The sequence below is a fragment of the Frigidibacter sp. MR17.14 genome (assembly GCF_037095735.1).
In the GTDB taxonomy this organism is placed as follows: Bacteria; Pseudomonadota; Alphaproteobacteria; order Rhodobacterales; family Rhodobacteraceae; genus Frigidibacter.
In genome coordinates this window covers 1-22444 of record NZ_JBAWKD010000024.1, presented here as the reverse complement: position 1 = coordinate 22444, position 22444 = coordinate 1, and the positions used below count along the sequence as shown (strand labels likewise).

Annotated in this window: 24 protein-coding genes and 3 pseudogenes; 9 read left to right on the top strand and 18 right to left on the bottom strand. The window is 67.5% G+C overall.

Annotated elements, in window-relative coordinates; genetic code table 11:
- Positions 1–204: 204 nt before the first annotated feature.
- A pseudogene (locus V8J36_RS22220) lies at positions 205–1177 on the bottom strand (IS5 family transposase).
- A gap of 92 nt (positions 1178–1269) precedes the next feature.
- Here V8J36_RS22220 and V8J36_RS22215 point away from each other — a divergent pair.
- Positions 1270–1944 (top strand): recombinase family protein, encoded by a 675-nt coding sequence (locus V8J36_RS22215; RefSeq protein ID WP_336469507.1) that lies wholly within the window; start codon positions 1270–1272, stop codon positions 1942–1944.
- A 29-nt stretch (positions 1945–1973) separates the two neighbouring features.
- The gene (locus V8J36_RS22210; RefSeq protein WP_336469506.1) at positions 1974–2471 is read left to right on the top strand and encodes a hypothetical protein; all 498 of its coding nucleotides are present in this window, start codon (positions 1974–1976) and stop codon (positions 2469–2471) included.
- A 56-nt stretch (positions 2472–2527) separates the two neighbouring features.
- Here the strand turns inward: V8J36_RS22210 and V8J36_RS22205 are convergent, their stop codons facing one another.
- The 5 genes from V8J36_RS22205 to V8J36_RS22185 form a co-directional block, all read right to left on the bottom strand.
- Positions 2528–4702 carry a xanthine dehydrogenase family protein molybdopterin-binding subunit gene (locus V8J36_RS22205; protein ID WP_336469505.1) on the bottom strand — a complete coding sequence of 725 codons (2175 nt, stop codon included), beginning with the start codon at positions 4700–4702 and terminating at the stop codon, positions 2528–2530.
- Position 4703: 1 nt separating this feature from the next.
- Positions 4704–5654 carry an FAD binding domain-containing protein gene (locus V8J36_RS22200; protein WP_336469504.1) on the bottom strand — a complete coding sequence of 317 codons (951 nt, stop codon included), beginning with the start codon at positions 5652–5654 and terminating at the stop codon, positions 4704–4706.
- Entirely contained in the window at positions 5651–6433 is a 783-nt protein-coding gene (locus V8J36_RS22195) for a 2Fe-2S iron-sulfur cluster-binding protein (protein WP_336469503.1), read from the bottom strand. Before V8J36_RS22195 ends, V8J36_RS22200 begins: the two co-directional genes overlap by 4 nt.
- 150 nt (positions 6434–6583) lie before the next feature.
- Complete coding sequence (locus V8J36_RS22190) at positions 6584–7537, bottom strand: alpha/beta hydrolase (protein WP_336469502.1); 954 nt, start codon at positions 7535–7537, stop codon at positions 6584–6586.
- Positions 7538–7703: 166 nt separating this feature from the next.
- Positions 7704–8888 carry an MFS transporter gene (locus tag V8J36_RS22185; protein ID WP_336469501.1) on the bottom strand — a complete coding sequence of 395 codons (1185 nt, stop codon included), beginning with the start codon at positions 8886–8888 and terminating at the stop codon, positions 7704–7706.
- A 112-nt stretch (positions 8889–9000) separates the two neighbouring features.
- On the opposite strand from V8J36_RS22185, the gene V8J36_RS22180 reads away from it, so the two are divergent.
- Positions 9001–9888: a LysR family transcriptional regulator gene (locus V8J36_RS22180; RefSeq protein WP_336469500.1), complete on the top strand. Its 888-nt coding sequence runs from the start codon at positions 9001–9003 to the stop codon at positions 9886–9888.
- An 11-nt stretch (positions 9889–9899) separates the two neighbouring features.
- Here V8J36_RS22180 and V8J36_RS22175 read toward each other — a convergent pair whose 3' ends face one another.
- The 5 genes from V8J36_RS22175 to V8J36_RS22155 form a co-directional block, all read right to left on the bottom strand.
- Complete coding sequence (locus V8J36_RS22175; RefSeq protein ID WP_336469499.1) at positions 9900–10118, bottom strand: tautomerase family protein; 219 nt, start codon at positions 10116–10118, stop codon at positions 9900–9902.
- Positions 10119–10163: 45 nt separating this feature from the next.
- Entirely contained in the window at positions 10164–11501 is a 1338-nt protein-coding gene (locus V8J36_RS22170) for an MFS transporter (protein WP_336469498.1), read from the bottom strand.
- Positions 11498–12187: a dihydrofolate reductase family protein gene (locus V8J36_RS22165; protein ID WP_336469497.1), complete on the bottom strand. Its 690-nt coding sequence runs from the start codon at positions 12185–12187 to the stop codon at positions 11498–11500. The genes V8J36_RS22170 and V8J36_RS22165 overlap by 4 nt, the downstream gene beginning before the upstream one ends.
- A gap of 131 nt (positions 12188–12318) precedes the next feature.
- Complete coding sequence (locus tag V8J36_RS22160; RefSeq protein ID WP_336469496.1) at positions 12319–13338, bottom strand: PQQ-dependent sugar dehydrogenase; 1020 nt, start codon at positions 13336–13338, stop codon at positions 12319–12321.
- Positions 13328–13795, bottom strand: a complete 468-nt coding sequence (locus tag V8J36_RS22155; RefSeq protein ID WP_336469495.1) for a (R)-mandelonitrile lyase — start codon at positions 13793–13795, stop codon at positions 13328–13330. The genes V8J36_RS22160 and V8J36_RS22155 overlap by 11 nt, the downstream gene beginning before the upstream one ends.
- A gap of 275 nt (positions 13796–14070) precedes the next feature.
- Between V8J36_RS22155 and V8J36_RS22150 the strand changes: the two genes are divergently transcribed.
- The 3 genes and pseudogenes from V8J36_RS22150 to V8J36_RS22140 all read left to right on the top strand — a co-directional run.
- A complete protein-coding gene (locus tag V8J36_RS22150) occupies positions 14071–14511 on the top strand; it encodes a cyclophilin-like fold protein (protein ID WP_336469494.1) in 441 nt (146 codons plus the stop codon).
- A 90-nt stretch (positions 14512–14601) separates the two neighbouring features.
- Positions 14602–15498 (top strand): LysR family transcriptional regulator, encoded by an 897-nt coding sequence (locus V8J36_RS22145; RefSeq protein WP_336469493.1) that lies wholly within the window; start codon positions 14602–14604, stop codon positions 15496–15498.
- A gap of 104 nt (positions 15499–15602) precedes the next feature.
- A pseudogene (locus V8J36_RS22140) lies at positions 15603–15845 on the top strand (carboxymuconolactone decarboxylase family protein); the annotation flags it as partial.
- Positions 15846–15894: 49 nt separating this feature from the next.
- Here V8J36_RS22140 and V8J36_RS22135 read toward each other — a convergent pair.
- The gene (locus tag V8J36_RS22135) at positions 15895–16053 is read right to left on the bottom strand and encodes a hypothetical protein (protein ID WP_336469492.1); all 159 of its coding nucleotides are present in this window, start codon (positions 16051–16053) and stop codon (positions 15895–15897) included.
- A gap of 60 nt (positions 16054–16113) precedes the next feature.
- On the opposite strand from V8J36_RS22135, the gene V8J36_RS22130 reads away from it, so the two are divergent.
- Positions 16114–16365 carry a carboxymuconolactone decarboxylase family protein gene (locus V8J36_RS22130; protein WP_336469491.1) on the top strand — a complete coding sequence of 84 codons (252 nt, stop codon included), beginning with the start codon at positions 16114–16116 and terminating at the stop codon, positions 16363–16365.
- A 55-nt stretch (positions 16366–16420) separates the two neighbouring features.
- On the opposite strand, the gene V8J36_RS22125 is transcribed toward V8J36_RS22130, so the two are convergent.
- Positions 16421–17281, bottom strand: coding sequence for an aldo/keto reductase (locus V8J36_RS22125; RefSeq protein ID WP_336469490.1), 861 nt, complete (start codon positions 17279–17281; stop codon positions 16421–16423).
- Positions 17282–17520: 239 nt separating this feature from the next.
- On the opposite strand from V8J36_RS22125, the gene V8J36_RS22120 reads away from it, so the two are divergent.
- Entirely contained in the window at positions 17521–18159 is a 639-nt protein-coding gene (locus V8J36_RS22120) for an NADPH-dependent F420 reductase (RefSeq protein ID WP_336469489.1), read from the top strand.
- Positions 18160–18178: 19 nt separating this feature from the next.
- Positions 18179–18574 carry a (R)-mandelonitrile lyase gene (locus tag V8J36_RS22115; RefSeq protein ID WP_336469488.1) on the top strand — a complete coding sequence of 132 codons (396 nt, stop codon included), beginning with the start codon at positions 18179–18181 and terminating at the stop codon, positions 18572–18574.
- Positions 18575–18715: 141 nt separating this feature from the next.
- Here V8J36_RS22115 and V8J36_RS22110 read toward each other — a convergent pair whose 3' ends face one another.
- The 5 genes and pseudogenes from V8J36_RS22110 to V8J36_RS22090 form a co-directional block, all read right to left on the bottom strand.
- Positions 18716–19648, bottom strand: coding sequence for an IS5 family transposase (locus V8J36_RS22110; protein ID WP_336469487.1), 933 nt, complete (start codon positions 19646–19648; stop codon positions 18716–18718).
- A gap of 190 nt (positions 19649–19838) precedes the next feature.
- Positions 19839–20849 (bottom strand): c-type cytochrome, encoded by a 1011-nt coding sequence (locus tag V8J36_RS22105; RefSeq protein WP_336469486.1) that lies wholly within the window; start codon positions 20847–20849, stop codon positions 19839–19841.
- Entirely contained in the window at positions 20846–21439 is a 594-nt protein-coding gene (locus tag V8J36_RS22100; protein WP_336469485.1) for a cytochrome c oxidase assembly protein, read from the bottom strand. The genes V8J36_RS22105 and V8J36_RS22100 overlap by 4 nt, the downstream gene beginning before the upstream one ends.
- A complete protein-coding gene (locus V8J36_RS22095; RefSeq protein ID WP_336469484.1) occupies positions 21436–21834 on the bottom strand; it encodes a hypothetical protein in 399 nt (132 codons plus the stop codon). Before V8J36_RS22095 ends, V8J36_RS22100 begins: the two co-directional genes overlap by 4 nt.
- A 7-nt stretch (positions 21835–21841) precedes the next feature.
- Positions 21842–22444 (bottom strand): annotated as a pseudogene (locus tag V8J36_RS22090) (cytochrome ubiquinol oxidase subunit I); the annotation flags it as partial.

Sequence of the window (22444 nt, the reverse complement as noted above, 5' to 3'; positions counted from 1 at the left end):
TTCAGGTGCAGATAGGGTGCAGGGATGTGAACAGCTCCTTGTGGCAAGACATTGATCTTACGTCAAAGTCGCAGTTCCAACTTGAATCCACCCCGCCTACATGATCCTAGCCCATAATTGGGATTATGTCCTGTGGTCCGTTGCGGGGGCGGCGTTGTTGCTCTAATCGGCTGAAGGCCGATCTGTCCCTTTCCCGCTCAGTCTTCAGCCCACGGCAATGATCTCGGCGGTACCGAGGGTGTTGTATCTGTTCATGATGGCGATGCGGATCTGGATCTCGGCGGTCTGCCGATCCGGGTCGCGTGAGGCGATGCGCGCGCCGAATGACTTGAGGCAATTCATCCGTGCCTCGACCCGACTTCGGATGTGGTAGCCGACCGACCGCTTCCAGTTGGCCCGTCCCAGGCGTCGTGTCTCGTGAAGGATGCCGTTTCGGGCACGGGCAGCCGGGCAGTCCTCCTTCCAGGGGCGGCCGTTCTTGCGGATCGGGATGCGCGCTTTGGCTCCTCGTCCGACGATTGCGGCATGGCAGCCTCTGGTGTCATAGGCACCGTCGGCCGTGAGCGAGCCGATCTCTTCATGCTCGGGAAGTTGCGCCAGCAGGTGTGGAAGCAGTGGACTGTCGCCCTGTCGGCTGGAGGTGAATTCGACGGCGCGGACATCGCCGGTCTGCGCGTCCATGCCAATATGGACCTTGCACCGCGCGCCATGGTTTCTCGAACCAGTGGCGAAACATGGCGCGCCCTGCGGCGCGACGCACCATGCTTGCGTGCCAGCCACTCGCCATCGCCCCGGAACTTGATGCCGGTGCTGTCAGCAAGCAAGGTCACGGGGCCGTCCGGGCGACGATAGGGGATCTGCACCGCAAGCCGCGCCTGGCGGCGGCGAGACGCGTGGAATAGTCCGGCACAGGCCAGTCCAATCCCGCCATCTCGATCAGGCTGGCGACCAGCCCCACCGTTTGCCGGAGCGGCAGGCCGAACAACACCTTCAGCGTCAGGCAGGTTTGGATAGCGGCCTCGGAGAAGGTATCTGGGTGACCACGCTTGCCCGTCCAAGCTGCGTGCCAAGCCATCCTTGGGTCGAACCAGATCGAGAGAGATCCGCGACGTCGCAGCGCTGCATTGTAGTCGGACCAGTTCGTCGTGCGATAGCGAGGGGAAGGGGGCTTTGCCATGGCCCGAAGCTAACAGTCAGGATTCACGACGTGAATCCGCCTCACTGATAAGTGCAACAACGCCCATCGCGTTGCGTGGCACGATGAATGCCATGCAGCTGGCCGCCATCGCGGCGAAGACCCGCGAGGGCCTGCGCGGACGTGCGATCGCGGGCAAGTCGGCGGGCGGGATCAGCTATGGCTACGACGTCGTGCGCCAGTTCGACGAGCGGGGTGAAGCCATCCGTGGCGATCGCACCATCAACGCCGAAGAGGCAGAGGTGATCCGCCGGATCTTCAGCGACTACACCCGGGGCAGCTCACCGAAGAAGATCGCCGAACAGCTCAACAAGGAAGGCGTCCCCGGCCCGCAGGGCGGCAAATGGGGCGCCTCCACGATCCATGGCAACCGCGAGCGCGGCACCGGCATCCTCAACAACGAGCTCTACGCCGGCCGCCTGGTCTGGAACCGGCAGAGATACGTGAAGGACCCCGACACCGGCCGCCGCGTCTCGCGGCCGAACCCGGAAGAGCAGTGGCAGGTCACCGAGGTGCCGGAGCTGCGGATCGTCCACGAGGATCTCTGGACGGCCGCCCGCGAACGCCAGGGCGTGCTGAAGTCCAAGGGCACCGACACGCCGGTCTGGGACCGGCGTCGGCCGAAGTTCCTGCTCTCGAAGCTGATGGCCTGCGGCTGCTGTGGTGGTGGCTTCGCGAAGGTGTCGAAGGACGCTTTCGGCTGCTCGCCACCGCAACGGCGGGGCGCTCCGAGCTCGAGAAGGAACTAGCCAAGGTCAAGCGCGACCACGAGCGCCTCGTGGACGCGATCCTCGACAAGATCCCCGCGGAACTCGTGAGAGACCGGATGGTCGCGCTGGACCAGAGGCGACAGGCGATCGAGGCACAGCTCAGCCAGGAGCCAGCGGCCTCGCCGCTGCGCATCCACCCGTCGATGGCCGCGACCTACCGCAAGCGGATCGGCGCGCTTATCCGCGGGCTTGGCGATGCCGAGCACATGCCGGAGGCAAAGGAAGCGGTGCGGGCGCTGATCGACCGGATCGTGCTCACCCCTACCCCGGCGCGGGGCGCGCTGGTGATCGATCTCGAAGGCACGCTGGCGGCGCTGCTGTGCCTCGCGACAGGTCGGCCGCTGAAGGGGGTGAGCGCGGCTGCAAACACGAAGAAAGCCCCGGGCGGTGCGCGCGGGGCTTTGGCAATGTCTGACGAATTAGTGTTGGTTGCGGGAGCAGGATTTGGACTTTGGCGAACTTTCAGTGAGTTCGCGAAACGAAATCCAGAAACCTTAGCCGAGTGAGCGGGCGGGTCCCTATTTTGCACACGGGTGCGGCTACAAGGCCGCACCCGGCTGACCTAAACCGCAGGCAGATAATCCAGCATCTTGTCCAGGGTCAGCGGGTAGTCCCGCAGCCGGATCCCGGTGGCGTTGTACATCGCGTTGGCGACAGCCGCAGCGACACCGCACAGACCCAGCTCGCCCACGCCCTTGGCCTTCAACGGCGAGGCGACCGGATCGAGCGTGTCGAGGAAGATCACCTCCTGCTCGGGGATGTCGGCATGCACCGCCACCTCATAGCCCGCCAGGTCGTGGTTGGCGAACATACCCCGAGCGGCGTCGAGCGCCATCTCCTCGGACAGGGCGGCGCCCACGCCCATCACCATGCCGCCGATCACCTGGCTGCGCGCGGTCGTAGGGTTCAGGATCCGGCCCGCATCGCAGACCGCAAGCATCCGCCGCACGCGCGTCTCACCGGTATAGGCGTTGACGCCAACCTCGACGAAATGCGCCCCGAACGTGGCCTTCTGGAAGCCCTCCATGAAGTCCCCCCATTCGATCGCTTCGACCGCTTCGGTCGTCAGCTCGAGAAGCGCGCGGTCGGTTGTCCCTCCGCGTACCCGACCTTTGGCGAAGACTGGCGCGTCCAGCTGCAGCTCTTCGGCGATCCGCGCCCTCAGCGCCATGCAGGCGGCGTAGACGCCGGTGCTGGACGACACCGCCCCGAACTGCCCCCCCGACCCAGAAGAGACCGGATAGGCGCTATTGCCCAAGCGGACGATGACGTCATCGACCGTCAGCCCCATTACCTCCGCCGCGGTCTGCGCGAGGATCGTGTAGGAGCCAGTGCCGATGTCGGTCATGTCCGTCTCGATCACGAGCTTGCCGTCCTCGATCGCCGCACGGGCACCCGAGGGCAGCGTCAGCGCGCCGCGGAAGGCGCCTGCGACGCCCTGCCCGATCAGCCAGTCCCCGTCGCGCCGGCTGCCCGGCGCCGGACGGGTCGCGTCCCAGCCGAAGGCCTCGGCCCCGCGGGTCAGGCATTCGACGAAATGGCGATCGGAGAACGGCAGATCCGGGTTGCCAGGCGTCACCTGCGTATCGTTGGCGACGCGGAAGGCGACCGGGTCCATCGACAGCGCCTCGGCCATCTCGTCCATCGCGATTTCCAGCGCCATCAGCCCCGCGCCCTCGCCCGGCGCGCGCATGTCGGCCGATTCCGGCAACGGCATCTCGGCCATGTGGGTCTTCACCCGCATCGTCTCGCTACCATAGAAGAATGGCGTCTGCGCGGTGCCGTTCTCGCCCCGCCCGCCGGGCAGGCCATACGAGACGTTCTCGTGCCATATCGCCTTCAGCGTGCCGTCGGCATTCGCCGCCAGCCGGATCCGCTGCACGGTGGCCGAGCGGTGGGTGGCGTTGTTCATCATCATCGGTCGCGGCAGGGCCACCTTGACCGGCGCCTTCGCAGCCCGCGAACCCAATGCGGCCAGCACGGTATCGGCCCTGAGCCACAGCTTGCCCCCAAAGCCGCCACCCACGTAGGGGCTTTCGATCCGGATCCGCTCCTTGTCGATCCCCAGCGTCGTCGCCAGCGACCCGCGCGTCCAGTTGATCATCTGGTTCGAGATCCAGCCGGTCAACCCACCGCCATCCGACCAGTCGACGATCGAGGCGAAGGGCTCCATCATCTGATGGCTCTGGCCGGGGGTGTGATACATCTGGTCGGTGACGGCGGCTGCGGTGCGGAAAGCTTCATCGACATCGCCATAGGCCGTGTCCGGCTCACCCGAGCCCTCAAGCCGCGCGAAGGCCGCGTGCAGATCGTAATCCGCCGGCGCATCGGCCTCGTAGGTGACCCGGATCAGGGCCGATGCTGCGCGGGCCTCCTCGAAGCTGTCGGCGACGACAAGCGCGATGGCCTGGTGATAGTGCATCACCTCGGCTCCGCCGAAGAGGCGCGCGACATTCATCATGCCCAGCCCCAGAGGCTCGACATCCAGCGTCGAGATGATCGCCCGCACGCCCGGCGCGGTGCGCGCGGCCTCGGTCTCCATCGCCGTGATCCGGCCGTGGGCGATGGTCGCGCCCAGTGGGTAGCCATAGAGCTGGCCCGCCACCACATCGTGGCGTTCATAGGCATAGGGCGCGGTGCCGGTGACCTTCAGCGGGCCGTCGATGCGCGTGTGGGCCCGACCCACGACCTTGGCGTCGTCGAAGAGCGTGGTGCCGGCGGGTGCGTTGAACTGCATCTCAGGCCTCCTTCAGCATGGCGGCGAGCGTGCGCTCGGCAAGGGTGATCTTGAAGGCGTTCTCTTCGGTCGGCCGGGCGCCTTCGAGAAGCGCCGCGATGACCGCGCGGGCCCCGTTCGGCAGCTGGGCATCGGCCGCTGCCGACCGCCAGGGTTTGGGCGCGACACCGCCGAGCGCCACGCGGCCCGAACCATCGGCCTGGCGGATCAGCGCGACCGAAACCAGCGCGAAGGCATAGGACGCGCGGTCGCGCACCTTGTGGTAGGACTGGCGGCCACCGACCGGGGCCGGCAGGGTCACATGGGTGATCAGCTCGCCCGGCATCAGGGCGGTTTCCTGGTCGGGCGTCTCGCCCGGCAGGCGATGGAACTCCTCCAGCGCGATCCTGCGGGTCATGCCGGAGGGCGTCACCGTCTCGACCACGGCGTCAAGCGCACGCAGCGCCACCGCCATGTCGGAGGGATGCGTCGCGATGCAGGCGTCCGAGGTGCCGATGATCCCCAGCTGGCGCGAGAACGCGCCTGTCGTCAGTGCGCCGCAGCCGGTGCCGGGGGCGCGCTTGTTGCAGGGCATCGCGGTGTCGTAGAAGTAAGGGCAGCGCGTGCGTTGCAGCAGGTTGCCGCCCGTGGTGGCCTTGTTGCGCAACTGGCCCGAGGCCCCGGCGACGATCGCGCGAGTCAAGACCGGGTAGTCGCGCCGCACCCGGGCATCTGCCGCCAGCGCGGTGTTCGTCACCAGCGTGCCGATGCGCAACCCGCCCTCGTCCGTCGCGGTGATCTCGTCGAAGCCCAGTCCCTGCACGTCGATCAGATGGGCGGGGGCCTCGATCTCCAGCTTCATCAGGTCCAGAAGGTTCGTGCCGCCGGCGATGAACTTCGCCCCCGGAACCTCGGCCGCGCGGGCGGCAGCCGCCGCCGGGTCGGTCGCCTTCTCGTAGCTGAAAGCCCTCATGCCTGTTCCTCCGCGACCTGGGTGATGGCGGCGAGGATGTTGGCATAGGCCCCGCAGCGACAGATGTTGCCCGACATCCGCTCGCGGATCTCGGCATCGGTGACGGAGATTTCGGCGGTCAGGTCACGGGTGACATGACTGGGAACGCCGGCCCGGATCTCGGCGATCACGGCCCGCGCGGACTGGATCTGGCCGGGGGTGCAGTAGCCGCACTGAAAGCCGTCATGCTGCACGAAGGCCGCCTGCATCGGGTCCAGCGCATCGACCGTTCCGATGCCCTCGATCGTCTCGATCTCGTCGCCCTCGTGCATCACCGCAAGGCTGAGGCAGGCGTTGATGCGCACACCGTTCACCGTGCAGGTGCAGGCCCCGCACTGCCCGTGGTCGCAGCCCTTCTTGGTGCCCGTCAGTTGCAGCTCTTCACGCAGCGCGTCGAGCAGTGTCATGCGATTGTCGATGCTGACCTCGCGGTCCTGGCCGTTCACCTTCAGCGACAGCGTGGAGCGGACCTCGCCCACCGGCTGCAACGGAGAGCCCGCCTGCGCAGACACGCGCGCCGCCGCAAGGCCGGCAGCCAGCGTCGTCGCCGCGCCACTCGCNTCGCGGTCCTGGCCGTTCACCTTCAGCGACAGCGTGGAGCGGACCTCGCCCACCGGCTGCAACGGAGAGCCCGCCTGCGCAGACACGCGCGCCGCCGCAAGGCCGGCAGCCAGCGTCGTCGCCGCGCCACTCGCAAGCAGCGTCCGGCGTTTGAGCTCGAAGGGGATAGCTGGGCTCATGAGACTTCCTCGCTACGGGGGGTTCTGCCTATATCGGGCCATGCGCGCGCGCCGATTAGGGCGCGCGCGCGGATAACGCTGATGACTGCGTGTCATGAATGGCTGGCCATTTCCGACGCCCGCGCCGGGATCCGGTCAGCCCTTGCCGGCTCAGGCCAGTGCCTCGCCGAAGAACTGCGCGATCCGATCGAAGGGGATCATGTCGCGGTTGTCGTAAAGGTCGGTGTGATTGGCCCCGGGAACGATCAGCAGCTCCTTCGGCTCGGCGGCCGCGGCATAGGCCGTCTCGCTGAAATAGCGCGAATGCGCGATCTCGCCGTGGATCAGCAGGACTGGCCGCGGCGAGATCTCGGCGATGTGATCGAGGATCGGCATGTTCAGGAACGGCAGCGGCGACGTCAGCGTCCAGGAGGCGTTCGAGTTCACCGCCCGGGGATGGAAGCCGCGCGGCGTCTTGTAATAGTCGGCATACTCCACGACGAACTGCGGCTCGCCGCCCTGCAGCTCCAACGAGACGGGGCCGTAGCCCGGCGCGCCCGCATCGACATCCTGCCAGCGCTGCTCGGCCAGCTGGTCCAGCATCTGCGCGCGCTGCTCAGCGGTGACGCTGTCGTTGTAGCCCTTCGACATCACGCGGGTCATGTCATACATCGTGCTGGCCACGACCGCCTTCACGCGCTTGTCCACCGCAACCGCGCTGAGCGCCATGCCGCCCCAGCCGCAGATGCCGATGACCCCGATGCGGTCGCGGTCCACGCCCTCCTGCAGACCCAGGCAATCGACCGCGGCCATGAAGTCCTCTGTGTTGATGTCGGGCGAGGCCACGTTGCGCGGGCTGCCCCCGCTTTCGCCGGTGAACGAGGGATCGAAGGCGAGCGTGATGAACCCGCGTTCGGCCATGGTCTGGGCATAGAGGCCCGAAGACTGTTCCTTGACCGCGCCGAACGGGCCGCTGACGGCCAGCGCCGGCAGGGCGCCGTCGCCGCGGTTCTTCGGCACATAGAGATCGCCCGTCAGGCTGATGCCGTAGCGGTTGGTGAAGGTAACCTTGCGATGGTCGACGTCGGGACTTTGGGGGAACACCTTGTCCCAGGTATCGCTCATGGTCTGTGCCTTTGCATCGGAGGCGGGGGCGGCGGCGAACCCGAGGGTCGCGAGGCCGGCACCCGCCGAAAGTAGGACCGTCCGGCGGTCCGCGGAGAAGTGCGGGGAAGAAGGATTGGACGTGTCGGTCATGATCGGTCTCACTTTGCTCTGGGGTGGAAAGGGGTCAGGGTTTCAGAAGTCTGCGGCCATTGCCGATCAGCAGGACCGCCGCCGCAGACAGCACGACGCTGCCCGCGAGGGTCGCGTGTATCGACCAGCCGTCCAGCAGCGAGCCCCCGATCACCGCGCCCAGAAGTATCGAGGCCTGGATCGCGGCCACCATCAGGCTGCCGCCCTGTTCGGGCGCGTCATCGACGTTCTGCGACATCCAGGTCATGAAGATCACCGACATCGCGGTGTTCATTGCGCCCCAGATGAACAGCAGGAGCGCGACCAGTACCGGGGCTGCCCCGATCAACCAGAGGCCCAGCGTGGCCCCGCCCATCACCAGCGCAGGCAGCTTCAGCAACGGTGCCACATTGCCGTCCAGCACCCGGCCCGCGGCCCAAGTGCCGACGAAGCCTGCGACCCCAATCACCAACAGCAGCGTCGACAGCGTGGTCACATCGGCGCGGGTGACCTGTTCCAGATAGGGCCGCAGATAGGTGAACATCGTGAAGGCCGCGCCCCAAGACAGCATCACCGCCACGAGCCCGCGCGCAAAATGCGGCCGGCGCGCGACGTTGAGCATCCGGCCGAAGCCCTCGCCGCCCCGCGCCGGAAGGGCGGGCAGCGCGATCAGGTGCCAGGCGAGGTTGACCACGACCAGCGGCACCAGCGCCCAGAAGACGCCCCGCCAGCCGACGATGTCGCCCAAGTAGCTGCCAAGGGGCGCGGCGAAGGCAGCCGCGATCGCCTGCCCGCCATACATCAACGCCAGTGCGCGCGGCACATCCGCCCGCGGCACCAGCCGCATGATGACCGAGGTCGCCAGCGCCCAAAACCCGCCGACACAGATCCCCAGGAGTGCGCGCGCCAGCATCAGCATCGCGAAGCTCTCAGCCATGGCCACCATCACCAGCGAGACCAGCATCGCCGCCGTCAGCATGATCAGCACCCGCTTGCGGTCGATCCGTCCCGCCAGAGTGCTGAGCAGAAGGCTTGCGACCACCGCAAAGATGCCACTGATCGAGATCGCTTGGCCTGTCATCCCCTCGGTCGCGCCAAGGCCCCGTGCCATCGGCGTCAGCAGGCTCACCGGCATGAACTCGGACGCGATCAGCAGCGCGACGCACAGCGCCATCGACAGCACGCCTCCCCAAAAGGCGGCAGGCTGCAGGCCGCGGCTGTCTGAATAAGCGTCTGTCACGGTAAAATCCTTTCGGCGCCGTCGATGATCCCGAGATAGCGTCGCATCACAGATCGGATTAGCGGCCCAAAACCGTATGCACTTATTGCTCAGATCGATTAATCTCGGTCGCATGTCCAAGACCGACCTCAACGATCTGGCGTGGTTCCGCGTCGTCGCCGAAGAGCGCAGCTTCACCAAGGCCGCCGCACGGCTTGGTGTGGCCCAGTCGACGCTGAGCCACACGATCAAGCGGCTCGAGACCGGGCTGGGGTTGCGGCTGTTGCACCGCACCACGCGCAGCGTCTCGCCCACGCAGGCGGGCGAACGGCTGCTGGCGACGATCGGGCTGCGCCTAACCGAGATCGAGGACGAAATCGCGGCCCTGATGGTCTATCGCGAAAAGCCGGCCGGAAGCCTGCGCCTGACGATGTCCGACCATGCCTTCGAAACCGTCGTCTGGCCGAAGTTGAAGCCGGTCCTTACCGCGCATCCCGACATCCGGGTCGAGTTCAGCCTGGATGTCGCGTTCCGCAACATCGTCGAGGAGGGGTTCGACGCGGGGGTGCGCCTGGGAGAAAGCGTCGAGCAGGACATGATCGCGGTGCGGATCGGGCTGGACTGGCGCATGGTCGCGGTGGCCGCGCCCGGCTATCTCGCGGCCCACGGCATTCCGCACCAGCCGCGCGACCTGCTGGATCATGTCTGCATCAACCAGCGTCACGAGACCCGCGGTCGGATCTACGCTTGGCAGTTCGAGAAGGACGGCCAGGCCGTCGATGTGCGCGTCAATGGCCAGCTGACCTTCAACACGTCCTACGCGATGATGGACGCGGTGCTGAGCGGGCTTGGCGTGGCCTTCGTCCCGAACTCGCTGGCCGATCCGCGCATCGCCTCGGGCGAGCTGGTGCAGCTGCTTGACGACTGGTCGCCGATGTTCGACGGCTATTTCCTTTTTTACCCGACGCGGCGCCAGAACCTGCCGATTTTCAAGACCCTGATCGCGGCCCTGCGCCACTGACGTAGGGATCGTCAGAAGCTGTAGCCGGGGCGCTTGTTCAGGGTGTCGAGCTTTGGGCCGATCTGGGCGCGATAGAACTGCGGCCAGTCCGCTTCGTCGATTATTTCGACCGAGACGTGGTCCTCAGCCGAGCCGAGGCTGCGACCAAGCGCGTCGGTCAGCGCCCGCGTCAGATCGGATTTCTCATCCGGCGTGCGACCGGCGGCGACGTGGATGACGACATGAGGCATGGTCTGGCTCCTTCACAAGGGGAAATCGAGGACGGGGTGGCCGGGTCAGCCGTCGCGGCCGAAGAGCGCCATGGCGGCCAGGCCGAGCAGGCTGAAGGCCACGGTGACGCCGACGGCGGCCGCCCAGCCCGTACCCAGTGCGCCGCCGCCGCGGGCCATCAGCATGGAGCCGGCGGCGATGCCGATGGCCGAGCCCATGTAGCGCGCGGTGTTGTTGGCGGCCGAGCCCATAGCGGCGCGCTCGGGCGGCACGCTTTGCACCGCGGAATGGCCAAGCGCCGCGTTGAGCACACCATTGGCGATGCCTGCCGTCAGCAGCCCGGGAAGCGCCGCCCACCAGACCTGCGCCAGCCCGAGTTCCAGCAGCATCACCTGCGCCAGCGTGCAGCCGATGATCGCGCCGATCGTCCTTTGTCGCGCGCTCAGGCCCGCCGGCAACCGCCGCGCCCCAAGCGCCGAGACGACTGTCACGCCCGACCAGGCCAGCAGGACCAGCGCCGCGGCCAGCGGCGCAAGACCCGCGCCGCGTTCCAGCGCGGTCGGCACCAGCGACATGATCGCCAACACCCCGGCACCCGAAGCAAAGGCCGCGAGAGTCGCCCCGGCAAAGGCGCTTTCGCGGAATAGCCGGACATCGAGAATCGGGTTCGCCAAGCGCAGTTCGACCACGACAAAGGCCGCGAGCAGCAGCAACGCCGCGACCACGAGCCCCGCAAGAGGCCAGCTCGGCCCCAGCCGTAGCCCGGTCAGCGCCGCCAGCAGTCCACCCAGACCCAGCATCAGCAGCAGGCTGCCCAGCCAATCGACCCGCAGGCCCGTCGGAACGCTTTCCGGCAGCACCCGAGGGCCCTGCAGGGCCAGCCCGCCCGCCACGACAGCGACCGCTCCGTGCACCGCCCGCCAATCGCCGAGCGGCAGCAGCGCCGAGGACAGGATAGGCCCCAGAGCTACCCCTGCCCCAAGACCGGCCGCCCAGATCCCCGCCGCCCGCTGCCGCGCGGGCCCGTCGTAGGCCTGGCCCAACAGTCCCAGCCCACAGGCCATGATCCCGGCGATCCCCAGCCCCTGCAGCAGGCGCGCGGCGATCAGCGTCGCCCCGCCCCCCGCCAGCGCCGCCAAGGCAGAGGCCATCACCGTCAGCCACAGCCCGGCGACGAAGGTGCGCCGCCGCCCCAGCGTGTCGCCGAGCGCCCCCGCCGTCAGCAGCCCCGCCGCCGCGGCAAGAGGCATCGCGCTCATCACCCAAGCCTGCTGGCCGACTGTCAGCTGCAGCGACGCGGTCATCGCCTCGAGCGTCGTCAGCGGCGACGAGAAGGCCGCCAGCGCGAGCGCGGTCGCAGCCGTGATGACCGCCAGCACGCCCGGACGCGCATCAAGGCTCATTGCGCGCGGCCCGCGACCCGGTGACGCATCCAGACCACGCCGTCCGCGAGAGCCTCGACGCTGACAAGCTCCAGCTGGCGTGGCACGATCGGACCCGGATGGTCGACGATGCCCGGGATACCACGCTCCGCGTCGATGACAGGAAGGACGAGCGTGCTGAAGGCGTCGATGACATTGGCGGCGAGGAAGGCGGCATTCAGCCGCCCCCCGCCCTGAAGCATCAGGCGCGTGACGCCGAATGCCGCGCCGATGCGTGTCAGCGCACCGGCGATGTCATCGCCATCGGGCCCCGCAAAGACCACTGACACGCCACGTGCGGCCAGCATTGCGACGTGCGTATCAGACACGCGCTCGGACAGGACGAGCACCAGATGCTCGTCCTCCAGCGCGCCCGACACGGGGTCCAGCCGGCCCGAGCGGTCGAAGGCGATCGCCAGTGACCGCCCGCCGCGGTCGCGGATCCGGTCGGCGCGCAGCCCCGGTTCCTGTCGGGGTGCCGCCACCCCGGTGTCGGTGACGTAGTCCGCCATGGTCTCACGCCCGACGATCCAGCCCTCGGCGTGCAGATTCTCGGCCGCGGCGTCGTAATGGTCGAGCACCACCGCCTCGTCGAGCGCCCAGCGTCCGGGCAGAAGCCGTCCGTCGATCGACGAGACCATGTGGCAGATGATGTGGGGGCGGGTCATGGGCTGATCCTTCTTATGCAGGGGGCTTGAGCGGGGTGGAGGTCCTTGCCCTTGTTCGTAGGGCCAACGCCCGCCCATGATTAGGCCGGGCGCCTGGCTGTCACTCATGAACGACGCTCACCATTTCAATGTCAGGGTGCCAGGCGCAACAGGCTGTCGCGTGACGGCCCGTCGCGGCGCGGCGACCGGGTCGTGGTGATCGCCAGAAGACCATCGCCGGCGGCTGCGATGTCGCGCAGCCGCGTGCCGGCATCATGGGCGACGGAAACGGCACCCGCACGGTCCACTGACAGCACCGCCCCCGCCCGCAATCCCGCCACCATCAGCCTGTCGCCCGACCAGGCGACGCCCGACGGGGCCCAGGTTTCGGCCCCTGAATGGACCAGCGGTGCCTCGGTGCCCGCGATGACGCTGTCGCCCTGCGCGTCCGGCCAGCCGTAATCGGCGCCGGGCAGGATGACGTTGACCTCGTCACGCGTAGATCCACCGTGTTCGGAGGCATAGAGCGTGCCATCGGACGCCCAGGCCAGACCTTGCGGATTGCGGTGGCCCAACGACCAGACGGCCGATCCGGGAAACGGGTTGTCCGACGGGATGGTGCCATCGGGGATCAGGCGCAGGATCTTGCCCGCAAGGCTGCCCCGGTCCCGCGGCAGCGCTGGATCCTCGACCCAGCCGGTGGTGACATAGAGCATCCCGTCGGGGCCGAAAGCGACGCGCCCGCCATTGTAGAGCGGATGGCCGGGAATGGCATCGAGCAGCACCGCCGTCTCGTGCCAGCCATCGGCCCGCGCCTCGATCTCGATGACCCGGTTCTGCCGCGCGTCGGGAGTGCCGGTGTGGTGATACACCACGGCGCGGCGGCTGTCGGCGAAATCGGGACGCAGCGCCAGACCCAGAAGCCCGCCGCCCCGGTCATCGAGAATGGGACGAGAGGTCAGGACCGGCAGGCGCTCCGCCGTGCGACCGTCGAAGGTGACGATCCGGCCGGGTTTCTCGGTGATCACCACCTGCCCTGCGGCGACCTCGACATCCCAAGGGTAGTCGAGATCGGACAGAAGCGTCTCGGCCCTGGCCCCGCCCGCGATGGGCAGGGTCAGAAGCGCGGCGGTCAGCCAGCCGCGCCAAGCCGACCGCCGGTCAGTCTTCATACTCTTCATCCGTGACCAGGGTGCCCCAAGTCACCGCCGAGCCATCGACGTTTTCCTGTACCGCGAAATGGGTCATCGGCGTGCCGACAGCGGCGCCGTGCCAGTGTTCTACCCCTGCCGGGAACCACACGACGTCGCCAGCGCGAACCTCGCGCTTGGGTTGGCCGCGCTCCTGCACCCAGCCGGTGCCCGCGGTGATCAGCAGCCGCTGGCCTGCCGGGTGGGTGTGCCAGGCGGTGCGGGCGCCGGGCAGGAACGTCACCTCGCCCGCGCTGACGCCGGCCATTTCGGGACCGAAAGCGGGGGCCACGAACACAGTTCCGCTGAACCACTCGGGATTGCCGGGCACGGCGGTGCGTTCGGGGGCCGAGGTGATCTCGATCGACTGCGCCTGGGCGAGAGTGACGGGAGCAGTGAGCAGGCCAAGCGCGAGCGCGAGGGACAGGCTGGTGTTCATGGGGTCGTCTCCTTGGTGAGAGGCGGCCGGGTGGCCATCCGATGACCCGTCAGACCTATGGCCTTGTCCACGAGGGATAATGACTCGGAGCGCCAAGGCGGTGATGAGCGTTGCTCATGAACATGTGCCGCGGGCAATGCCCGCGCGCTTTGACGACGCATACTGACCGCACCAAACCCATGAGACATCGCCATAACTGAGACGCGGATTTCCGCCATAATCTCCCGCCTCCGCAGGCCTTACCTCAGGTCGGACACTTGCTCGGAGGCGGCGCCATGACCACAGCACACCTCGGCGCGGCCAGCTTCGCCGTCTGCCTGGCGTTGCCCGGCAGCGTCGGATCCGCCGAAACGAGGACCATCGAGACGATGAACATCCGCGTCACTTTCGGCACGACGGTGCTGCACGCCACGCTCGACGACACCGCCGCAGCGCGCGACTTCGCAACTCTGCTACCGCTCGAGCTTCAGCTTTCCGACTATCATGGGGTCGAGAAGGTCGCCAACCTGCCGCGCGCACTCGCGCTTGGCGACACGCCGCGCCGCAGCCCGGCGATGCCGGGCGACATCATGCACTATGCGCCCTGGGGGAATCTGGCGATCTTCTACGGCACGGCTGTGGCAACGCCCGGTCTGGTGCGGCTCGGCCGTTTCACCGACCTCATCGACCCGCTGGTGGCGGCCAGCGACGCCCGGATCCGGATCGAGGCCGAATAAGACGGTGCGCGGGCCCTCTCCCCCCCTGCCGCAGGTACAGATAACATGACCCGAAGGACTGAGATCCTCCCCGCCGGACAGGGAAGCGTCATGCTGCGAGAGAACGTCAACGACCTGATCGCCTTCGCCGCCGTGGCCGAAGAGCGCAGCTTCACCCGCGCGGCGGCGCGGCTCAACGTCTCGCAATCTGCGCTGAGCCACACGATCAAGGCGCTGGAACAACGGCTGGGCCTGCGCCTGCTGACGCGCACGACCAGGTCCGTCGCGCCCACGCTCGAGGGCGAGGATCTGCTGGCCACCATCGCCCCCTGCTTCGAGAAGATCGAGGCCCGGCTTCAGGCCATGAACGACGCGCGCGACCAGCCGACCGGGACGGTGCGGATCGTCTCGACCGATTATGGTATCGAGACAGTGCTTTGGCCGCGGCTGTCTCCGGTGCTGAAGGCGCATCCGGCGGTGAATGTCGAGCTGGTCATGGACTATGGCTACACCGACCTTGCCGCCTCGCAATGCGACGCGGGGGTGCGCTATGGCGATCAGGTGGCCGAAGGGATGATCGCAATGCGCATCGGCCCGGACGAGCGCATGGCCTGCGTCGGCGCACCCGGCTATTTCACGACGCGCGGCGTGCCCGCCACTCCGCAGGACCTGCATGGACACGATTGCATCAATCTACGGCTGTCCACCCACGGCGCGCTCTACTCCTGGGAGTTCGAGGATGCGCAGGGCAACGAGATCCGGGTGCGGGTCAAGGGCCAGGCCTGCTTCAACACGATCAACCCGGTGCTGACCGCCGCGCTCGACGGCCATGGCTTGGCGTTCGTGCCCGAACCGCTGGCCGCACCGCACTTGGCGTCGGGCGCGCTGCAGGGCTGTCTCGAGGATTTCTCGCCGCATTTCTCCGGGCTGCACCTCTATTACCCCAGCCGGCAGCGACCGTCCTCCGCCTTCCAGGTGGTGCTGGATGCACTGCGTTGGCGCGGTTGAGGATTGATGAGCCGGGCTCACGGGCGACGTGATCGCTGGCGGCATTAATCGGGGCTGTCGCGGCCCCATCCTTGAAGGACCGCAAACCTTCAGGGAGCCTTCCGATGAAAGCCCAGATCGCCGCCTCGTTCCTTGCCCTCGCCACCGGCGAGGCCGCCGCGCAGGACCTGTCGCAAAGCCTGCCGCCCAACCTTGCCCGCGTCGCGCCGGCGCTGGATGCCTATGCGCAAGAGGCGCTGATCGACGGCGAATGGGCCGACGAGGCGCTCTCGACACGCGACCGGGCGCTGGTGACCTTCGCGGCACAGATGACGCGGCACGAGACCGACGCGCTGGCCGGCATCGCCGAAGTCGCGCTCGACGCGGGCGTAACCCCGTCTGAACTGTCGGAAACCATCACGCATTTGGGCCTTCTACACCGGCTTTGGCAATGCGACCGCCGCAGCCGATGCGCTGGCCCCCGTCTACGAGGCGCGCGGCATCGTAGCCGCCGACCTTCCCGCCGCCGAGGTCGAGCTGCTGCCGATCAACCAGGAAGCCGAGGACGCGCGCCAAGCGAATGTCTCAGGCAACTTCGCAGACGTAAGCCAGGGCGTCGTCGACAACACCGAACAGGTGCTGTTCCTCGACCTGTGGCTGCGTCCGGCGCTGGCACCGCGCGACCGCAGCCTGATCACCGTGGCCGCACTGGTCGCCGCGGGCCAGCCCGAACAGATGACCTTCCACCTGAACCGCGCGATGGACAACGGGCTGACGCAGGCCGAGGCCGGCGCGATGCTGTCGCAACTGGCCTTCTACGCCGGCTGGCCCAAGGTCTTCTCGGCGCTGCCGGTGGCCAAGGAGGTGTTCGCCGCGCGGACCCAGTGACGCAAAACAGGCCGCGCTCCCTCCGGGGGCGCGGCCTCTCGCCGGTCTGCGGGGTTTATTCGGCGCCGCTGTAGACCGGGAAGACGCTGGCGTCGCCATAGTCTTTCGCGGTAATCGCCTTCAGCGCCGTCATGTCGGCGTCAGAGATTACGAAATCCACATCCGCATTGGTCTTCATATGCGCCGGGTTAGCGGTTTTCGGCAGGACCAGCAGGCCAAGCTGCAGGATGTAGCGGATGCAGAGTTGTGGGATCGACACGTCGTATTTCGTCGCCAGCGCGCCGATCTCGGGATTGTCGAGGATCTTGCCATGCGCAATCGGCGAATAGGCTTCGACCAGCATGCCATTCTCACGGGCATAGTCGATCAGCGCGAAGGGCGTGTTGCCGACATGGGCGAGGATCTGGTTGATCATCGGCTTCACGCGGGCATTCTGCAGCAGGTTGTCGAGGTCGGCCTTTTGGAAGTTCGACACACCGATCGCGCGCACCTTGCCGGCATCGAGCGCCTCTTCAAACGCTTTCCACGCCGCGAGGTTGCCCTCGAAGAAGCGGTCCGCACCGGCATAGTCGGCCCAGGGCTTCGGGCTGTGGATGATCATCAGGTCGATGTAGTCGAGGCCCATCGTGGCGAGCGAACCGTCGATCGCGGCTTTCGCGCCTTCGTAATCCTTGATCTCGGCCGCAAGCTTTGTCTGCACGAACAGATCGCCGCGCGCGACGCCGCAGTTGCGGATGCCTTCGCCCACCCCCCGCTCGTTGCCATAGGCCTGTGCGGTGTCGATGTGGCGATAGCCCAGCCCGACCGCGGTCTTGACCGCTTCGGCGACCTTATCATCCTCGATCATCCAGGTGCCGAGCGCGATCTTGGGAATGGTGACGCCATTGGGCAGCGTCGCTGTGTCTTTCAGGGTCATGCTATGTCCTTTCCTGGGCCGGGCGGCGTCTCTGTGGACGGGGCCGCAAGGCGATGACCCAGACCTAAGTCTGGCCCGACGCGCAGATAAGCCGCAATAAATCCATGCCACTCATGAGGCACAGTCATCACCATTCCGCCGGGATCCATGAGCCCCGCTCATCCGAGATATGGATTCATCGCCATAGCCCGCCGGCGGCCCGATGCTATGTCTCCCGCCAACGGCAAGGATGAACGGCAATGCGGATCGCGGTACTCGGCAGTGGACGAATGGGGGGCACCCTCGGGGGCCTTTGGGCCGACTTGGGCCACGAGGTGACCTTTGCCTACAGCCGCTCCCCCGCCCGGCTTGCCCGGCGTGCCGCGGCCCATGGCGCACGGGCGGCCAGCGTGGCCGAGGCCGTGGCGGGCGCCGATGCCGTTCTTCTGGCGGTGCATTGGTCGCGGATCGACGATGTTCTCGCCCAGGCTGGCACGCTTGACGGCAAGCTCGTACTGAACTGCTGCGTCCCGCTCGATGACCGGGACGAGACGCTGGTCCTTGGAACGGTGACCTCGGGCGCCGAGACTTTGGCGCGGCTGCGTCCCGGCGCGCGCTGGGTGTCGTGCTTCAACACCACCCCTTCCGAGGTGTTGCCCGTGGTCTTCGCCACCCGCGACCGCACCGGATCGCGGCCGCAGGTTCTCACTTGCGCCGACGATTCCAAGGCCGAGGCGCTTGCCCAACCCCTCGTCCGCGAGCTTGGGTTCGAGCCGGTTTCCGCCGGATCGCTGCGCGCGGCCCGGTTCATCGAACCCTTTGCGATGGTCACCGCGATCCTCGCCTACGAACGCCCCGGCGGCCCGGAGCTGACCTACCGCTTCGAGCGCCATTCCTGATCCTGAAAGGAGAGACCCCATGAAAATCACCCGTGCAGGCAGCACCCCCTCGGGCAAAGGCCCGGCCGACTGGTTCACTGGCACCGTCCGCGTCGACCCGATGTTCTCCGCCGAAGCCCCCGGCCGCGTCAGCGGCGCCCATGTCACCTTCGAGCCCGGCGCCCGCACCGCTTGGCACACCCACCCGGCAGGTCAGACGATCATCATCACCTTCGGCCGCGGCCGCGTGCAGCGCGAAGGCGGCCCAGTCGAAGAAGTCTCGGCAGGCGACGTGGTCTGGTTCCCGGCGGAAGAAAAGCATTGGCACGGTGCCTCGCTCAATACTGCAATGAGCCATATCGCCGTGCAGGAATCGATCAACGGTTCGCCGGTGACCTGGATGGAACACGTGGCGGACGAGGACTACGCGGGATGAGGCCGCCTCCCGGCGCGACCGCACGCAAACATGTCCGCGCGACAGATGGCCTCTAACCTGCCGCCCGGATCGTCCCTCGGTTTGATGGGCGTTGTTGCAGAACGCCCGCTTGAGGCGTAACTTCCCCTTTCCCCACCGCGGTCATGAAACGCGAACGATTTCGGCGGTGCCGAGGGCTGAGAAGCGGTTCATGAGTGCGATGCGGATTTGGATTTCGGCGGTCTGGCGGTCGGGATCTCTTGCCGCGATGCGCTCGCCGAATGCCTTGAGGCAACGCATCTTTGCCTCGATCCGGCTTCGAACATGGTATCCGGTCCAGCGCTTCCAGAAGGCCCTGCCGTAGTGCCGGGTCGCGCGTAGGGTTTCGTTGCGAGCGCGCGCTGCCGGACAGTCCTCCTTCCACGGTCGCCCGTTCTTGCGGATCGGGATGATTGGAGTGGCCTGCCGGTCGATGATGGCGGTGTGGCAGCGGCGGGTGTCATAGGCGCCATCGGCGGTCACGGTGCCGATCTCTTCGCGCTCGGGTATTTGGTCGAGTAGGTCCGGCAAGACCGGACTGTCGCCATCGCTGTTGGGGGTGAACTCCACCGCTCGGATGTCCGAAGTCGCCGTATCCATGGCCAGATGCACCTTGCGCCATTGGCGTCGGCCTTGGATACCGTGCTTTCTGGCCTGCCATTCGCCATCCCCGAGGAACTTGATCCCGGTGCTGTCGATCAAAAGGTTCAGAGGGCCATCGGCGCGGCGATACGCGATCTCGACGGCCAGTGTCTTCTGGCGTCGGCACAAGGTGGTATAGTCGGGCACCGCCCAGTCCAGGTCCGCCATCTTCAGCAGGCTGGCCACCATCCCGGTCGTTTGCCGGAGCGGCAATTTGAACAGGACCTTGATGGTCAGACAGAACTGGATAGCCGCGTTCGAGAAGACGGGTGGACGTCCAGGTCGTCCTTCATGCGGTGCGAGCCAGCTCATCTCCTTGTCCAACCAGATCAACAGCGACCCGCGCTTCCTGAGCGCACAATTGTAACTGGACCAGTTCGTCGTGCGGTAGCGGGTGGGTGTCGGCTTGCTCATACGTCCCGTCTAACCGCATGGATTCACGATGTGAATCCTTCGCAACAAGAGTTCTGCAAGAACGCCGTGCTCCACCATCGTGCAAGCGCAGCTAAAGCCGCCGCGTGATAATGTCCGGGGGCGTCGAGCGCGAAGGCTGTCAACTATCTCTCTCCAGCTCCGATCCAAACTGCAACGACGAAAGGCCCACTCAGCGAGCCGCGAAGAAAGCGGACAGAACTGCGATATCTGCATCCGAAAGGCCCTTTGCGGCGGCGACCATCAGCGGTGCGCGCTCCGCTCCGCCTCGCACGCCGTCACGCCAGAGCGCCAGCTGATCGGCGAGATAGGCCTCACCCTGACCATCCAGCGATGGAATACGGGGATTCTGGTTGTCCGGACCGTGACAGGTCAAGCAGGCCGGGATCTGCGCGATGCCACGCGCTGCGAGTGCCTCGCCCGCAGCCGGATCGTTCGGCGCAGCCTGCTTCGGCCCCTCGAGCCGAGCGATGGCTTCGGCCAGTTCCGCATCGCCCGAGGCGGGGACCTTGGCGGCAGCATGGGCCATCATTCCGCTCGGTCGCGCGCCCGAACGATAGGCGGCCAACTGGTCGGCGATGTAATCCGGGGTCAGGATGTCGAGCCGCGGCGCGCGGCTGGTCCCGCCCGCGCCATGGCAGCTGGCGCAATAGCCCTCGGCGGCGGGCGCGGTAAGCTCCGCATAATCGTCGGGTGTCATCCCGTGCTGCACGGCGGTCAGGAAGGCCACCACCGCCCAGACCTCATCCTCGCGGCCTGCGGCGGGCCAGGCGGGCATGCCGGTCATCTTCACGCCCGCATCGACGATCCAGTGCATCTCGGCCGCCGACCAGGGCTTCACGGCCTGATCGATCTGCGGCGGCGGCGGCACCATCGCGGCGATCGTCGCGCCCGCCGATGTGCCGGGCGTCGCGTGGCACATGGCGCAGGCGCTGTCGTAATGGCGCGCGCCAAGCTCGACCAGCGCGGGGTCGGACAGATCGTCCGGCACGTCTTCCTCGGGCGGGGCACGCAGCGCGACCGCGTTTTCGAAGGTCGTGTGCATCGCCCAGTCGGTGACCGCCCAATGCCCGGTCCGGGCCGAGGTGTTGAAGAGCCCAAACAGGACCGTCGCGAACCCGGCGACGGCGCCGAGCACGGCGAGCGTGGCGAGCGTCAGCAGGACGGTGCGAAGCTGGCTCATGCGCGGGCCTCCTTTTCGCCAAGGGCGCGGGCGGCAAGCAGGACGCCCGCCAGCAGATAGACCGGCGTGCCGATTGCCAGCATCAGCATCCCGCCCGAGGACTGCCCCGGCAGGTCGGGCGGCGTGCCGCAGAAGGCCGCGTAAAGATCGCGCGGCGCCAGCGTCAGCAGCGCGCCGAGCAGCGTCATGTGCATCGAGGTCAGCAGCAGCCCCCCCGCCCCCGCCAGCGCATCCGCGGTCTGCCCGGTCCGGGCCGCGCGCAGGCTGCCCGACCAGACCAGCAGTCCCGCGGTCAGGAAGGTCGCCTGCTCCAGCACGAAGGCGCCGGGGAGGCGGAAGGCGGCGCCGTGCAGCGCGGGCAGGTGCCAGGCCCAGACCAGCAGGAATTCGACCCCTGCGGCGATCAGGGGAGAGATCGCGAAGGCGCGGCCAAGCGCGGGAAAGCCCAGCACGAGGAGCGGCGCGGCGAGTGCCACCAGCACCATGTGCCGCAGCATGTGCAGCGGAAAACGCGGCAGCCACGCCTCGAGCGGGGCAAGCCAGATCAGGGCCAGCAGCGCGACCCCGGCGATGGCGCAGCCCCGTCTCATCGGCAGGTCCCGATGAACAGCGCGGGCATCGCGACATAGACCACGCCGACGAAGGAGATGATCGCCAGCAGGAAGGCCGCGTGGCGCAGGAAGCGGTGACGGTGGCGCGGTTCGCGCAGCGCCACCGGCGCGACCTCTCCGACCTCGCTCAGATCGCGCGACCGCCAGCCGATCCAGAAGATCGCGGCCAGCGCCAGCACGGTCAGCCCAAGGATCGAAAGCCGCAAGGCCGCAAGCCCCTCGGCGCTGCCGATCTTCGCGCACCAGATCGCCGCGCCGACGTAACAGAACAGGAAATGCGCGGCCCAGACCAGCGGGGCCGCGGTGATGCGCCAGAGGCTGGCGCTTTCGTCCAGAAGCTCGTCCGCGTCCTCGTGGCCGGTGATCCGGGTCATCTGTGCCTCACAACAGCCGCGGGGCGATGCCGATCACGGCGGCGGTCACCAGCACGGTCAGGATGTGGAAATGCCAGTAGAGCGTGACGTTCCACAGATCGGCGTCATGCTCGTGGTCGATCTTGCCGAAGATCAGCCCGGCCAGACAGTAGCCCTGCATCAGCACCCCCACCGCGACATGCGCCCCGGTCCAGATCACCAGCGCGCAGACGATGGCCGGATAGACATGGGTCGAGGGCGCAAGATCCATCACCGACAGCGCGAGCGCCGCGCCGCCCGCCAGCGCAAGGACAAGCCCCGCCGCCAGCGACGCCTTCGCCGCGCCCCCGCGCCCGGCACGGTTCAGATGCCGCGCCCCCAGCGTGGCGGCCCATGCGATCCCAAGCGCCGCGACGGATGCCAGCACCAGCAGCCCATCGGCATGCAGCGCGCCTTCGGGCAGGAAATCCGCACGCGAAGTCCAGTAGAAGAAGAACCCGAACACGACCGAGGCGAAGGCGGTGGAATCCCCCAGCATGGTGATCCACATCGCCCACCAGCCCACCGCCGCGGGGCCCGAGGCATAGGTGGGCAGCCGCAGCCCCAGCCCCACGTCCTTCATCGGCTTTTC

Coding starts and splice junctions, on each gene's coding strand:
- V8J36_RS22180 (WP_336469500.1), top strand. CDS start 9,001: ATGTCCAAGACCGACCTCAACGATCTGGCGTGGTTCCGCGTCGTCGCC.
- V8J36_RS22160 (WP_336469496.1), bottom strand. CDS start 13,338: ATGAAGACTGACCGGCGGTCGGCTTGGCGCGGCTGGCTGACCGCCGCG.
- V8J36_RS22155 (WP_336469495.1), bottom strand. CDS start 13,795: ATGAACACCAGCCTGTCCCTCGCGCTCGCGCTTGGCCTGCTCACTGCT.
- V8J36_RS22150 (WP_336469494.1), top strand. CDS start 14,071: ATGACCACAGCACACCTCGGCGCGGCCAGCTTCGCCGTCTGCCTGGCG.
- V8J36_RS22110 (WP_336469487.1), bottom strand. CDS start 19,648: ATGAGCAAGCCGACACCCACCCGCTACCGCACGACGAACTGGTCCAGT.
- V8J36_RS22165 (WP_336469497.1), bottom strand. CDS start 12,187: ATGACCCGCCCCCACATCATCTGCCACATGGTCTCGTCGATCGACGGA.
- V8J36_RS22125 (WP_336469490.1), bottom strand. CDS start 17,281: ATGACCCTGAAAGACACAGCGACGCTGCCCAATGGCGTCACCATTCCC.
- V8J36_RS22145 (WP_336469493.1), top strand. CDS start 14,602: ATGCTGCGAGAGAACGTCAACGACCTGATCGCCTTCGCCGCCGTGGCC.
- V8J36_RS22215 (WP_336469507.1), top strand. CDS start 1,270: ATGCAGCTGGCCGCCATCGCGGCGAAGACCCGCGAGGGCCTGCGCGGA.
- V8J36_RS22200 (WP_336469504.1), bottom strand. CDS start 5,654: ATGAGGGCTTTCAGCTACGAGAAGGCGACCGACCCGGCGGCGGCTGCC.
- V8J36_RS22170 (WP_336469498.1), bottom strand. CDS start 11,501: ATGAGCCTTGATGCGCGTCCGGGCGTGCTGGCGGTCATCACGGCTGCG.
- V8J36_RS22100 (WP_336469485.1), bottom strand. CDS start 21,439: ATGAGACGGGGCTGCGCCATCGCCGGGGTCGCGCTGCTGGCCCTGATC.
- V8J36_RS22095 (WP_336469484.1), bottom strand. CDS start 21,834: ATGACCCGGATCACCGGCCACGAGGACGCGGACGAGCTTCTGGACGAA.
- V8J36_RS22175 (WP_336469499.1), bottom strand. CDS start 10,118: ATGCCTCATGTCGTCATCCACGTCGCCGCCGGTCGCACGCCGGATGAG.
- V8J36_RS22120 (WP_336469489.1), top strand. CDS start 17,521: ATGCGGATCGCGGTACTCGGCAGTGGACGAATGGGGGGCACCCTCGGG.
- V8J36_RS22190 (WP_336469502.1), bottom strand. CDS start 7,537: ATGAGCGATACCTGGGACAAGGTGTTCCCCCAAAGTCCCGACGTCGAC.
- V8J36_RS22105 (WP_336469486.1), bottom strand. CDS start 20,849: ATGAGCCAGCTTCGCACCGTCCTGCTGACGCTCGCCACGCTCGCCGTG.
- V8J36_RS22205 (WP_336469505.1), bottom strand. CDS start 4,702: ATGCAGTTCAACGCACCCGCCGGCACCACGCTCTTCGACGACGCCAAG.
- V8J36_RS22115 (WP_336469488.1), top strand. CDS start 18,179: ATGAAAATCACCCGTGCAGGCAGCACCCCCTCGGGCAAAGGCCCGGCC.